Here is a 13,104-nt window from a genome sequence, read left to right as displayed (position 1 = left end):
AGGTAGTTCTAATGAAGAAAAAAATCGCAGTGTTGCCTGGAGACGGTATCGGTCAAGAGATCATGGATGGTGCATTAGAAGTACTGAAAGCGGTGGGTGACTGGTTCGGCCATGAATTCGAGGTAGAAAAAGGCTACATCGGCGGAGCAGCGGTCGACCGTTTCGGTACCCCGTTACCTCCTGAAACAGTCAAGCTTTGCAGGGAAAGTGATGCCGTGCTCTTAGGGGCAGTCGGCGGCCCGAAGTGGGAGCACCTGCCAAAAGAACAGCGCCCTGAAAAAGGACTGCTTGCCATCCGTAAAGAATTCAATCTATTTGCGAATCTGAGACCGGTCAAAGCATTCGAAAGCCTGCTGAATTCGTCTCCTCTGAAAAAAGAAATGGTCGAAGACGTCGATCTGGTAATTGTCCGTGAGTTGACGGGCGGCCTGTATTTCGGTCAGCCATCAGGCCGCCAGGGGAAAAACAATGAGGTAGCAGTCGATACCCTGGTGTACGAACGAAGTGAAATCGAACGAATCGTCCATAAAGCATTTGCTCTTGCTCAGAAACGAAAGAAAAAGTTGACGTCCGTTGACAAGGCGAACGTTTTGGAAACGAGCCGAATGTGGCGGGAAGTCGTGAATGAAGTAGCTGTCGAATACCCGGATGTGGAAGTCGAGCACATGCTGGTGGACGTGGCTGCCATGAAACTGATGTATCAGCCGAAGCAATTCGATGTACTGGTGACGGAGAATATGTTCGGGGATATCCTCAGTGATGAGGCGTCCATGATCACAGGGTCCCTCGGAATGCTGCCTTCTGCAAGTTTAAGAGAAGACTCTTTCGGACTCTATGAACCAGTACACGGCTCCGCACCGGACATCGCCGGTAAAGGAAAAGCCAATCCGCATGCGATGATCCTGTCCGTAGCAATGATGCTCCGTCACTCATTCGGACTGAAAGAAGAAGCAGAAATGATCGAGCTGGCCGTCCAGGAAGTATTGAACGCCGGCTACCGTACCGGCGACCTGTGGACGATGGGCCGCGGCACCGTCGTCGGGACAGGGGCGATGAGCCAGCTCGTCGTGGAACGTCTGGAAGCGGATCATGCATTGAGCTCGATCTTGGCGGCTTATTTGTAAGAAGGAAAGGATAATAGACTCGCTTCAACGTGTGTGGACACTCGATGAAATTCGACATTTAGAGCAAAGATCATAGAATTCGAGCAAAAATATGATGAAAGCGAGCATACTTGCAGGATTTTCGAGCATAAATCGAAAATTCCGAGCATAAAGTAAGATTTTCATAGGGATACGAACCACAATAGAAGCTATAAAGACAAACAAACCAGGAGGGAGATCATGGCAGGGAAAAATATCATTGAAAAGATATGGGAAAAGCATATCGTGCATGAAGAGAAAGGGAAGCCGGATTTGCTGTATATCGATCTGCACCTTGTTCATGAGGTGACATCTCCCCAGGCTTTTGAAGGACTCCGTCTCAAGAGCAGAAAGGTGAGAAGGCCGGATCTGACTTATGCCACGATGGATCATAATGTTCCGACCCGTGAGCGCCATATCGTGCGGGATGAAATCGCCAGGCTGCAGATGGATACGCTGAAGAAAAATTGTGAAGAGTTCAGTGTTGAGCTTTCCGACATCCATCATCCGGATCAAGGGATCGTCCATGTCATCGGTCCCGAGCTCGGGCTTACCCAGCCGGGTAAAACGATTGTCTGCGGTGACAGCCATACTTCGACTCACGGAGCGTTCGGTGCTCTCGCATTCGGGATCGGGACGAGTGAAGTGGAGCACGTACTCGCAACCCAGACCCTCTGGCAGGCGAAACCGAAAACGCTGCAGGTGGAAGTGACCGGCGAACTTGGTTTCGGCGTGTCGGCAAAAGATGTGATCCTTCACATCATCTCCGCATACGGGGTCGGATTCGGAACCGGATATGTCATTGAGTTCACAGGCGATGTCATCCGGAATCTCACGATGGAAGAGCGGATGACGGTCTGTAATATGAGCATCGAAGCAGGTGCAAAGGCAGGATTGATCTCTCCGGATGAGGTGACATTCGAGTATCTTGAAGGCAGGGAGCATCTGCCTAACCACACTTCTTATGACGAACTGAAAAAGGAGTGGCGTTCTCTTCAAAGCGACAGTGATGCCGCATACGACGATCACATCTCGATCAAAGGGGAAGACATCGAGCCGCATGTGACATGGGGTACGAACCCCGGAATGGGTGCCGGCATCTCAAGCAATGTCCCCCATCCGGGAGATTTTCAGGATCCCTCCGATCAGGAAGGCACGGAGCGGGCGCTGCACTACATGGGGCTTGAACCCGGCATGAGGATCGAAGACATTGAGGTCGATTATGTGTTCATCGGTTCCTGTACGAATTCAAGATTGAGCGATTTGAGAGCGGCGGCGGAAGTGGTGAAAGGCCACAAGGTCAAAGAGGACGTGACCGCACTTGTCGTACCCGGTTCATTCAAGGTAAAGCAGGCCGCTGAAGCAGAAGGGCTTCATGACATTTTTAAAGAAGCAGGGTTTGAATGGAGAGAAGCCGGATGCAGCATGTGCCTTGCGATGAATGATGATATCGTTCCCCCTGGGAAACGATGTGCATCGACTTCCAACCGGAACTTTGAAGGGCGCCAGGGGAACGGGTCACGCACCCATCTCCTCAGTCCTGCAATGGCCGCGGCAGCAGCGGTAACCGGCAAACTGACAGACGTAAGAAAACTAAAAGCAGCGACAGTATCCTGAGGAGGTGGACTACTGATGGCATTCAATCATCTGGCGGGGAAGGTATTCCCTCTCAACCGCGATAATGTTGATACCGATCAAATCATACCGAAGCAGTTTTTAAAAAGAATCGAGCGCAAAGGGTTCGGACAGTTCCTGTTTTACCACTGGCGCTTCGAGGATGACGGGAAGACGCTGAAACAAGACTTTCAGCTTGATACCAGGAAGTACAGCGATTCGGAAATCCTTCTTGGCGGGAAAAATTTCGGCTGTGGATCATCGAGGGAGCATGCGCCGTGGTCCCTTCAGGATTTCGGATTCAAAGTGATCATCGCCAAGAGTTATGCAGATATTTTCTATAATAACTGCCTGAAAAACGGTATCCTGCCAATCCGGCTCCCGGAAGATACAGTGGATGCTCTGTTCAAGAATGAAAAGAAAGCCGATCTTTATAAAATTGAAGTGTCGCTGGAATCACAGATGCTGTGTGATTCCGAAGGGCTGATTGCATCGTTCGAGGTCGATCCTTACTGGAAGACGATGCTGATGAAAGGCCTCGATGAAATTGATCTCACATTGAAATACGGCGGGAAAATCGAGCAATACGAAAAACAAAACGAGGTGAGTGTCTTGGGGATTTAATGAAAAGTGCTGATGTTGTAGAAGCGATGGAAAGAATTTGCGGTCAAGTGCATCGAACGCCGTTGAAGCAGTCTTCAACATTGAATACTTTTACCGGCGGAAACATTTTTATGAAAATGGAAAACTTGCAGCGGACCGGGTCTTTTAAAGTAAGAGGGGCAATGAATAAAGTGATGTCCTTATCAGAGGAAGAAGCCGCGAGAGGAATCATCTGCGCTTCTGCAGGGAATCATGCGCAGGGAGTCGCACTTGCCACCACCCAGCGCAACGCGGACTCGAAGATATTCATGCCGAAGCGGACTCCATCTGCGAAGGTGGAGGCGACAAAGCATTACGGGGCGAACATCGTGTTGGAAGGCGAGACCTATCAAGAAGCCTATCGTGCGGCTGTCGATGAAATGAGGACAAAGGGCTCGACATTCGTTCATGCATTTGATGATCCAAAAGTGATGGCGGGGCAGGGAACCGTCGCACTTGAAATGCTTCAGCAGCTCAGCGATCTGGACACGATCCTTGTTCCGGTCGGCGGCGGGGGATTGCTTGCCGGCATGGCGCTGGCAGTGAAAACATTCAACCCCCGGGTAAACATTATTGGCGTGCAGGCACTCGGTGCCCCTGCAACCTATAATTTTTTCACAGGGAAAAATAAAGGCTCCCTGAATCACGTGCACACAATCGCCGACGGAATCCTAGTGAAGAAACCGGGTGAGCTGACCTTCCCGATCATCCGCAAATACGTGGATGACATGGTCACTGTGACCGACGAAGAAATCGCTTATGCGATGATGTTCATGCTGCAGCGTGAAAAAACACTCGTCGAAGGCGCAGGTGCCGCATCCTTAGCTGCCGCCATGTGCCATAAAGTCAAAGTACATGGGAAGAAGGTCGGATGTGTCATCTCCGGGGGCAACGCGGATCCAAGCAAAATCCCCGTCTACCGGGAACTATCAAAAATGGTCCGCCAGCTTCACTATATCGGATAAAGCAGGACGGCTCCCGATCTGAACCGAGATCAGGGGCGGTCCTCTGTTATTAAAATGGGGATTTTTCAGATCGGGTTGTTTCATTGAATGGAGAAGGTCCTTAGTACGAACGGGAATGGTTATGTTTAGATAATCGTTTATAGTAACCTATCCAGCTTTTGATTGGAGTGGAAGACGAAGACTCCTGCGGGAGAAGTGGCAAATGTGAGACCTGTCTAGCTCTGGGGCTTAGAGGCCCATGTCATAAGTCAACTCGTCCAAGAAGGCAAAAAACGCCTTCGTGGCCGATTCGCCTTATGCCACCTGCCTCTGAGCAAATCCCCTCCGCTTTTCTGACCCCACAGGAGCGCAGCGACGAGGAGGCTCACGGGTCACCCGCGGAAAGCGAAGTCTTCTACGGAAATCAAAAGCGGTATTCAACAGTACATTTTTTATTCCCAATCTACCAACAAAGAAAGCTCTTACATTCAGAAAATACGAAAAAAGGTATTGTAATAGGAAATTATTTCTACTATAATGTCCTCTATACAAATACAAATGTACACCAGAAATAAACAATTGGAGGTTTTCGACTTATGGAATCAATTTCAATCGGACTTTTGGGACTCGGAACAGTGGGAGCCGGAGTTGTGAAGATCATCGAGAATCATCAGGATAAACTGGCGCATCAAATCGGCTGTCCTGTGAAAGTGAAAAAAGCCCTTGTTCAGGACTTGGAAAAGGATAGGGGACTTGCCATCGAGGACGGGATTTTGACCTTGGATCCCGAGGACGTCCTGGCCGACCCTGAAATTGATATTGTGGTCGAAGTAATGGGAGGGATCGAAGCTACAAAGGAACATCTCCTCGAGGCTTTGAAAAATAAGAAGCACGTCGTGACGGCAAACAAGGATCTGATGGCCGTACATGGACCGGAGCTCCTGAAAGCCGCTTCCGCCAATGAATGTGATTTGTTTTACGAAGCAAGTGTAGCTGGAGGGATCCCTATTTTAAGAGGGCTCGTAGACGGGCTTGCATCCGACCGCATCACGAAAATGATGGGGATCGTCAATGGGACGACGAATTTCATCCTGACGAAGATGACGAAAGAGGGCAGGACCTTCGATGATGTATTGAAAGAAGCACAGGACCTCGGGTTTGCCGAAGCGGATCCGACTGCGGATGTCGGCGGTCTTGACGCAGCGAGGAAGATGGCGATCATGTCGACGCTTGGCTTTTCCATGAACGTGGATCTATCCGATGTAAAGGTGAAGGGGATCACAGATGTGACGGCAGAAGACATCGAATATGCAGGACAGTTCGGGTATACGATGAAGCTGATCGGATACGCACATCGCGACGGGGAAAAGGTGGAAGTGAGCGTAGAGCCGGCATTGCTGCCGAATGAACACCCGCTGTCATCGGTAAATGATGAATACAATGCCGTATATGTATACGGAGAGGCTGTAGGTGAAACGATGTTTTACGGACCGGGGGCAGGAAGCCTGCCGACGGCGACAGCGGTTGTTTCCGATATGGTCTGCACAATGAAGAACATGAGACTGGGAGTGACGGGAAAGAGCGCCGTGAACCCTCAGTTCGAGAAAAAGTTGAAGGAACGCGAAGAAATTTCCTCTCAATACTTTTTGCGCCTTCATGTTCAGGATGAAATCGGAGTGCTGGCAAAGCTGACGTCCATTTTTTCAAATCATGGTGTCAGTTTCGAGAAGATTCTTCAAAATCCATTGAATGGAGCGGGTTATTCCGAAATCGTCCTCGTTACGCATAAAGCATCACTCGATCATTATGAGGATATTCTGATGGAGCTGAAAGACTATCATGCTATTCATTCAATCGAAAGCTCTTACCGGGTGGAAGGGGGAGAGAAGGGATGAGATGGAAAGGTTTATTGGAACAATACGGTGAGCATCTTCCCCTTACGGAAGAAACTCCGCTTTTAAGCCTGAATGAAGGAAATACACCATTGATTGAATTGAAGACGCTGTCCGAGGAATGGGGAATCGAGCTTTATGCAAAAGTCGAAGGTGCCAATCCGACCGGCTCGTTCAAGGATCGCGGGATGGTCCTTGCAGTAGCAAAAGCGGTTGAAGACGGAAGTTCGACGGTGATTTGCGCGTCAACAGGGAATACATCAGCCTCGGCTGCAGCCTATGCAGCTCGTGCAGGCATCAAATGCATCGTCGTCATTCCTGAAGGGAAGATTGCTCAAGGCAAGCTTGCCCAGGCCGTCATGTACGGAGCAGAGATTGTATCAATCGAAGGAAACTTTGACGATGCGCTGGAAATCGTGAGGGAATTGAGTCATACGGAATCTATGACTCTCGTTAACTCAGTGAACCCCTACCGTCTTGAAGGGCAGAAGACTGCTGCCTTTGAAGTCATTGAAGGTCTGGGCCAGGCGCCAGACGTGCTGGCCATCCCAGTCGGCAACGCAGGGAATATCTCAGCTTACTGGAAAGGGTTCAAGGAATACAGCAGGCGCGAAGAATCAAGCCTGCCGCGAATGTTCGGGTTTGAAGCGTCGGGGGCTGCTGCACTTGTTCACAACAGGGTATTCCCAGAGCCTGAGACGATTGCTACGGCAATCAGGATCGGGAACCCGGCAAGCTGGGATTTTGCAGTGGATGCGTTGAAAGAGTCGAATGGTCATATCGATGAAGTGACTGATGAAGAAATCCTTGATGCATACAGATTGATTGCGAAAAAGGAAGGGATCTTTGCAGAACCTGCCTCCTGTGCCTCGATAGCAGGAGTCAAGAAAAGCCTTGAGAAAGGTTTGTTGAAGGAAGGAAGCAAGGTAGTTGCGGTGCTGACAGGCAACGGATTGAAGGACCCCGTCACAGCCATGGAATATAGTCCCGTTCAGCCGGTAAAGCTTCCGAATGACAAGGAAAAGGTGAAGGATTACATCAAAGGGACAATTGGAGTATGAAGAAGCGGGAGGCTCGTTCCTGGAAAATAACCGTCCCCGCGAGTACGGCCAATTTGGGGGCAGGATTTGATTCGCTCGGCCTGGCACTGGATCTGTATTTGACAGTGGAAGCCGTGGAGTCCGAAACATGGAAAGTGACGGCCCTGTCCCCGGAGCTTGAGGTATTCCCTTCTGATGAATCTCATTTTATTGTCGAGGTGGCTAAAGAAACTGCAGAAGCATGCGGAAAGAATCTCACGCCTTGTGAACTATATATTTCAAGTGATATCCCGCTGACAAGGGGGCTGGGTTCCAGTGCGGCTGCCGTCGTGGCAGGGATAGAACTTGCGGATATTTCAGGAGGATTGAACCTCTCTGCACAGGAGAAGCTCGAAATCGCGACGCAATATGAAGGTCACCCGGATAATGTCGGGGCTTCCCTTTATGGCGGGTTCGTCGTAAGCTGCCGGACGGACACGGGAGTCCAGATGCTGCATGTATCTCAGCTGCCGGTTGAAGTGGTTGCGGTGATTCCGAAGACTGAATTGAAGACCTCAGAATCGCGGAATGTCCTGCCGGATGAGATGAGTTTTCAGGAATCCGTTCAGGGCGGTGCGGTATCAAATGTGCTAGTGGCTGCTTTCATGAACGGAGATTGGGAGCTGGCGGGGAAGATGATGAAAGAGGATCGCTATCATCAGCCGTATCGCAAGAAGCTGCTTCCACACTACGAAGCAGTCGAGGAAACAGCCCGGAAGTTCGGTGCATTCGGCACAGCAATTAGCGGAGCGGGTCCAACCATTGCCTGCTTTGCCGAGAAGGGCGCTGGTCAGTGGCTGCTGAAGCAGCTCCGCCAATCATTCCCTTCCATGGACATCCGTAGACTCTCCATCGATACGACCGGAAGTATAGTTGAATGTAATGAAGCTGAACAGAAGGCCCGTCCCTCAACGCTTTAAAGCGGTGGAGGCGGGCTTTTTCTTATTGTCCAGTTGCTGCGGCTAGAGGAACGGGGGTCATAAGCTAAACGGTCCATGAAGGCAAAGACCTTCCGAATTTCTATTGTGCAGTAACGAAGGCTGGAGGCTCGAGGTCAAAAATGGTTTTTTAAGGAGGAATACTGGGGTTTTAGGCTTGTTTGACGCTGTATACGAATTGGCTGCACCCGCCCTAATAGGGGAAATCAGTGTTTTGGCTCAAAAAGCGCTTTAGTTCAGCCTTCGGAACGGGTGGAATCGGGGTAATCTTTTAATTTTGGCCGAAAATCTTTCGAAAATTGGACTTTATCTTTCAATTCCGGGCAATAATCTTCGAATTCTGCTGGATAATCTTTTAATTCCAGGATTTATTCCACCACTTACCAAAAATATCCAAACTGTACACAGGATGATTTAAGAAGGCAAAGACCGCCTTCCCGTCCGGTTCGTCTTATGCCACACGCCTCTTGGCAAAGCCCCTCCGCTTTTCTTTGTCCAGCTCCGGCGGCTAGAGGCTCGAGACATAAGCCATGCCAGCCAAAAAGGCAAAAAACGCCTTTATGGCCGCCCTGTCTTATGCTTGTCGCCTCTGAACGAGCCGCCTCCGCTTTTCTATTCGCATGTAAGGATAAAACAGCGCTGTTCTTCATTGATGTGTAAGGTGTAGGAGTCTTGAGGTGTGATGCCCATTTCATCTCGGAGTTCCTTCGGGATGTGGACGGTTCCTTTTTCAGATACATATCGTTTGTTATTGGTAGTATGTTTTCGGGCGGGTTTGATATAAATGGAATCGTTTTGATAGATGAGCTCTGCCAATCTCCCCGGGATGAGTCCGAACCGCTGCCTCCACTGTTTGGGTAATGTGATCATACCGCTGTTACTGAAGGTTTTGTTTTCGTAAACCTGGCTCAAAATATCGAAACACCTGCTTTCCTTTTTGACCTGTAAGTCTTTTTCCATATATATCGTTTAACCCTAAATTTGGAAAGGGTAAACACATTCCCGGGAAAATGGTACATATGACTGAGGATGGACGTTTAGGTCAGGAAGTGCGAAGGGAATAAATAGTGAAATGAACATCGTTAGGAGGTGATTATCATTGAACCTTTAAGCATGTTGATCCTGCTTATGATTGGTTATTTGGTGTATACAATTGATAAAAAGAAAAAAGATATCCCTGTGCCGGTGGTGCTGCTGATAATCGGGGCGCTTATTGGATTCTTTCCCGGATTTGAAGGACTTGAACTGACGAAGGACACCATCTTTTATTTGTTTCTTCCTGCGTTATTATTCATCTCGGCCTATCAGTTTCAGGTCAAGGAGCTGAGGAAGCACGGCAGCGAGATTTTCCTTTTAAGTACATTGGGAATACTGGTCACAGCACTTCTCATGAGTATACTGATCTATTATATTCTCCAGCCCGTACTCCCGATTTCATATATAGAAGCCTTGTTGATATCCACTATTTTAACCCCGACGGATCCTGTTTCGGTTGTTTCTATCTTGAAACAGTCATCCAATAAACAAGCGCTTGCGAGCGTGGTCGAAGGTGAATCGATGATTAATGACGGCACCAGCATTGTTCTATTCACACTCGCAGCGGGAATTTATTTCGGAGATGAATCTTTTTCAATTACTTCCTTTTCAATGGAGTTTCTATGGGTATCCATTGGGGGAGCGGTGATCGGGATCGTGTTTGGATGGCTGGTGACCAAAGCCATACATTTCACTTCAGATTCACGCTATCAGATTATGCTATCAGTGATTTTAGCTTATGGAAGCTTCTATATTGGTGAGGAAATAGGTGTTTCGGGAGTGCTTGCAACCGTGGCAAGCGGCATTATGCTTTCCTTTGAATATGAACGGACCATTAAAGAAGATCATTTCAGAAAACAGCTGGATGGTTTCTGGGAAGTCATTGAACCCACCATCCTCACCTTCCTGTTCTTATTGATCGGGATCAAAGCGGTCGATTATATCTCTTTTTCAATGATGGGATGGTTTTTCTTCTTATTTATCATTACCTTATTGGTCCGCTATGTTATTATTATTGGAGTTGTAAAGATAAGAAAAACATGGAGAAGCACCTACGGCTGGAAAGAAGTATTTATCCTGACATTATCAGGGATAAAGGGGACGATGTCGGTTGCCCTGCTTCTTGGTATGGAAGGAAAAGGAGCAGAATCGATTCAATCCATTTCGTTCGGCGTGATCATGTTCTCACTTATTATTCAGAGCTTGTCGATTTATCCTTTTTCCAAAATACTCTTTTCAAAAAGGAGTTAAGCAGGAAAGTGATAAAATTCAGGCATTTGTGAAAGTATAGAGGTAAGACTAAAGTGAATTTAGGTGAATCACTCAATATGAGAAAAGCCAAAGAGATTGCCCTTAAAGTAGCTCTTGCTTATGTGCTGCTCGGCATACTGTGGGTTATTCTGTCAGACTATTTTTCTGTGATCCTTGCGCATGAGAAGCTTAGTCTGTACATTTACTTTCAGCGCTTCAAGGGCTGGTTTTTTATATTTGTCACAGGAGTCATCCTGTATCTGCTGGTCTACCGCAGGACCAGGGATGTACTTCATTCAAATGAACAGCTGCGAAAGAAAGAACGGGAATTATATATTCAGAATGAACAGTATCATTCGCTGTTCAAACATAATCCTGATGGTGTATTGGAACTGGATTTGAAGGGGAAAATCATGGCTGTCAATCCTGAAGCTGAAGCGCTTCTGGAATCTTCCCAGGAAGAGTTGGAAGATATTCAATTGAGAAATTTCCTGAAGGAAGAGGACATAAAGGTCGTAACGGGTCATTTTATTGATACGCTTTCTGGAAAAGGATCGATGTTTGAAACGAATATCCATCTTGCAGGAGAAAAAGCAAAGATCCTGCGCTGTTCCTTCATCCCGATTATTGTAAGCGGTGAAGTGACGGGCGTATTCGCGATTGCCAGGGACATCACTCAATTCAGGAAAAACGAGGAAATGATGATCGTCTCTGAAAAAATGTCCGTCATCGGGCAGCTGGCTGCAGCGGTGGCCCATGAAATCAGGAATCCACTCACATCCCTTAAAGGATTCATCCAGCTGATGCAGACAACCGGCAGCGTCAACCGTGATCATCTGGATATCATGCTCTCAGAGGTCGATCGTATAGATTTGATATCAGGTGAAATGCTGATTTTAGGGAAACAGCAGGATCTGCACTATCAAATTGAAAATGTAGACTCCATCCTGAAGCAAGTGATTGTATTGATGAAAGCACAGGCGAATATTGACAATGTATCGATAGATCATAAACCTTATTCAGTTGAGCCGTTATATGTTGAAGCTGAAGCAAATCAATTGAAACAGGTCTTTATTAATATAATCAAAAATGCGGTGGAGGCGATTCCCTATGATCGAAGAGGAAGGGTGTCCATATCTCTCAACCGGAAAGACAACGAGGCGATTATCATCGTGTCGGACAACGGTACAGGGATGGATCCCGAACGAATCGAGAAGGTCGGCGAACCTTTTTACTCTACAAAAGAAAAAGGTACCGGACTGGGACTCGCAATCTGTAAAAAAATCATCGAAAAACATAAAGGGAAAATTGTCTTTCACAGTGAAAAACAAAAAGGAACGGTCGTGGAAATATGTTTGCCATTGATCCAGGGAAACAGTTTGCGTGAAACGGCCGAGAGGGAAAGGAAATCGTAAAAATGAATACAATATCTGACATGATCCAAGCATCTTTTTTAAAAAACAATTGGGAGGAATCGGGTTTCTCCGCGTTAACACCGGTCCAGGAACGTGTGCTGCCGCTCATCCTTGACGGCAAAGACGTGGTTTGTGAATCTCCGACAGGAACAGGGAAAACCCTGGCCTATTTACTGCCGATCATTCAAGGGATCGACCCGGCGCGCAAACAGGCACAGGCCGTCATTATTGCTCCTTCCCGGGAACTCGTGATGCAGATCCAGCAGGAAATCCAAAAATGGGCCAAGGGCAGTGATGTGACAAGTGCGGCTTTCATCGGAGGCGCCAATATCAAGAAGCAATTGGAGAAATTAAAGAAGAAGCCTCATATCGTGGTCGGGACGACAGGACGCCTTCTGGAACTGATGAAACTGAAAAAATTGAAAATGCATGAAGTCAAAACGATCGTCGTCGATGAGTTTGATTTAATGGTAGGTCATGAGCATAAACGCGAAGTGGAGGATATCATCAAGTCGACGCTTAAAGAGAGGCAGGTCCTCTTCTTCTCGGCGACTCTTTCCGACCGGACGGAGGAAGTGGCGGAAGAACTTCTCCAAAATCATGAAATCGTCAAGATGGATGCCAATCTCGACAACCCGAAAGTCGACCATATCTACGTATATACCGAGCTTCGCGACAAAATCGAAGCGCTCAGGAGCCTGGCCTATTTCAAAGACATCAAGGCGCTTGTATTCTTCAATCAGCTGGATAAACTGTCCGAAGCCGAAGAAAAATTGAAGTATAAAGGCGTTGAGCTCGAAGTTCTCGCAGGGGAATCGAAGAAAACGGAACGAAAACAATCCCTTGACCGCTTCCGGGCAGGGAAGGTGCCGCTTCTTCTTACGACTGATGTAGCGGCGCGGGGCCTCGACATCACCGACGTAACCCACGTCATTCATTTTGACTTTCCGACGGACACCAAGCAGTACATCCACCGTTCTGGAAGGACAGGCCGTATGGGAGCGGAAGGAACCGTCATTTCCCTCGTTTCCAAGCGCGAGCAAAGTTTCCTGGAGAAACTGAGCAGGGAACTGGACCTTCCATTCCAGGAAAAAACCATTCACGGCGGAGGATTGAAAGAACCCCGCAAATAAGTGGAAGGCCCGTCCCCCA

General features: G+C 48.1%; 11 protein-coding genes. 10 read left to right on the top strand and 1 reads right to left on the bottom strand.

Annotation, left to right across the window (positions count from 1 at the left end):
• Window positions 1–11: 11 nt before the first annotated feature.
• From leuB to thrB, 7 genes are all read left to right on the top strand, one after another.
• Entirely contained in the window at window positions 12–1,124 is a 1,113-nt protein-coding gene (gene leuB, locus AS034_RS14500) for a 3-isopropylmalate dehydrogenase (RefSeq protein WP_058299036.1), read from the top strand.
• Between the two features lie 219 nt (window positions 1,125–1,343).
• A complete protein-coding gene (gene leuC, locus AS034_RS14495; RefSeq protein WP_058299035.1) occupies window positions 1,344–2,759 on the top strand; it encodes a 3-isopropylmalate dehydratase large subunit in 1,416 nt (471 codons plus the stop codon).
• 15 nt (window positions 2,760–2,774) lie between these two features.
• Window positions 2,775–3,380, top strand: a complete 606-nt coding sequence (leuD, locus tag AS034_RS14490) for a 3-isopropylmalate dehydratase small subunit (RefSeq protein ID WP_058299034.1) — start codon at window positions 2,775–2,777, stop codon at window positions 3,378–3,380.
• Complete coding sequence (gene ilvA, locus AS034_RS14485; protein ID WP_244888167.1) at window positions 3,380–4,363, top strand: threonine ammonia-lyase; 984 nt, start codon at window positions 3,380–3,382, stop codon at window positions 4,361–4,363. The genes leuD and ilvA overlap by 1 nt, the downstream gene beginning before the upstream one ends.
• Before the next feature lie 575 nt (window positions 4,364–4,938).
• The gene (locus tag AS034_RS14475; protein WP_058299032.1) at window positions 4,939–6,237 is read left to right on the top strand and encodes a homoserine dehydrogenase; all 1,299 of its coding nucleotides are present in this window, start codon (window positions 4,939–4,941) and stop codon (window positions 6,235–6,237) included.
• On the top strand, window positions 6,234–7,295 hold the full coding sequence (thrC, locus tag AS034_RS14470; protein WP_058299031.1) for a threonine synthase: 1,062 nt from the start codon (window positions 6,234–6,236) through the stop codon (window positions 7,293–7,295). Before AS034_RS14475 ends, thrC begins: the two co-directional genes overlap by 4 nt.
• On the top strand, window positions 7,292–8,233 hold the full coding sequence (thrB, locus tag AS034_RS14465) for a homoserine kinase (protein ID WP_058299030.1): 942 nt from the start codon (window positions 7,292–7,294) through the stop codon (window positions 8,231–8,233). Before thrC ends, thrB begins: the two co-directional genes overlap by 4 nt.
• A 630-nt stretch (window positions 8,234–8,863) precedes the next feature.
• Here thrB and AS034_RS14460 read toward each other — a convergent pair.
• Window positions 8,864–9,163: an AbrB/MazE/SpoVT family DNA-binding domain-containing protein gene (locus AS034_RS14460; RefSeq protein ID WP_032085827.1), complete on the bottom strand. Its 300-nt coding sequence runs from the start codon at window positions 9,161–9,163 to the stop codon at window positions 8,864–8,866.
• A 216-nt stretch (window positions 9,164–9,379) separates the two neighbouring features.
• On the opposite strand from AS034_RS14460, the gene AS034_RS14455 reads away from it, so the two are divergent.
• From AS034_RS14455 to AS034_RS14445, 3 genes are all read left to right on the top strand, one after another.
• A complete protein-coding gene (locus AS034_RS14455) occupies window positions 9,380–10,537 on the top strand; it encodes a cation:proton antiporter (protein ID WP_244888166.1) in 1,158 nt (385 codons plus the stop codon).
• A 77-nt stretch (window positions 10,538–10,614) separates the two neighbouring features.
• A complete protein-coding gene (locus AS034_RS14450) occupies window positions 10,615–11,952 on the top strand; it encodes an ATP-binding protein (protein ID WP_058299028.1) in 1,338 nt (445 codons plus the stop codon).
• 2 nt (window positions 11,953–11,954) lie between these two features.
• Window positions 11,955–13,085 (top strand): DEAD/DEAH box helicase, encoded by a 1,131-nt coding sequence (locus tag AS034_RS14445; protein WP_058299027.1) that lies wholly within the window; start codon window positions 11,955–11,957, stop codon window positions 13,083–13,085.
• The last annotated feature ends 19 nt before the right edge of the window (window positions 13,086–13,104 follow it).

Source organism: [Bacillus] enclensis (assembly GCF_001456935.1).
GTDB lineage: Bacteria > Bacillota > Bacilli > Bacillales > Bacillaceae_B > Rossellomorea > Rossellomorea enclensis.
Note: the sequence above shows the minus strand (reverse complement) of the source record. Positions and strands in the feature narration are given on the sequence as shown.

Excerpts from the sequence above, each read along its gene's own strand:
- leuB (WP_058299036.1), top strand. The coding sequence starts at position 12 with ATGAAGAAAAAAATCGCAGTGTTGCCTGGAGACGGTATCGGTCAAGAG.
- leuC (WP_058299035.1), top strand. The coding sequence starts at position 1,344 with ATGGCAGGGAAAAATATCATTGAAAAGATATGGGAAAAGCATATCGTG.
- leuD (WP_058299034.1), top strand. The coding sequence starts at position 2,775 with ATGGCATTCAATCATCTGGCGGGGAAGGTATTCCCTCTCAACCGCGAT.
- ilvA (WP_244888167.1), top strand. The coding sequence starts at position 3,380 with ATGAAAAGTGCTGATGTTGTAGAAGCGATGGAAAGAATTTGCGGTCAA.
- AS034_RS14475 (WP_058299032.1), top strand. The coding sequence starts at position 4,939 with ATGGAATCAATTTCAATCGGACTTTTGGGACTCGGAACAGTGGGAGCC.
- thrC (WP_058299031.1), top strand. The coding sequence starts at position 6,234 with ATGAGATGGAAAGGTTTATTGGAACAATACGGTGAGCATCTTCCCCTT.
- thrB (WP_058299030.1), top strand. The coding sequence starts at position 7,292 with ATGAAGAAGCGGGAGGCTCGTTCCTGGAAAATAACCGTCCCCGCGAGT.
- AS034_RS14455 (WP_244888166.1), top strand. The coding sequence starts at position 9,380 with ATGATTGGTTATTTGGTGTATACAATTGATAAAAAGAAAAAAGATATC.
- AS034_RS14450 (WP_058299028.1), top strand. The coding sequence starts at position 10,615 with ATGAGAAAAGCCAAAGAGATTGCCCTTAAAGTAGCTCTTGCTTATGTG.
- AS034_RS14445 (WP_058299027.1), top strand. The coding sequence starts at position 11,955 with ATGAATACAATATCTGACATGATCCAAGCATCTTTTTTAAAAAACAAT.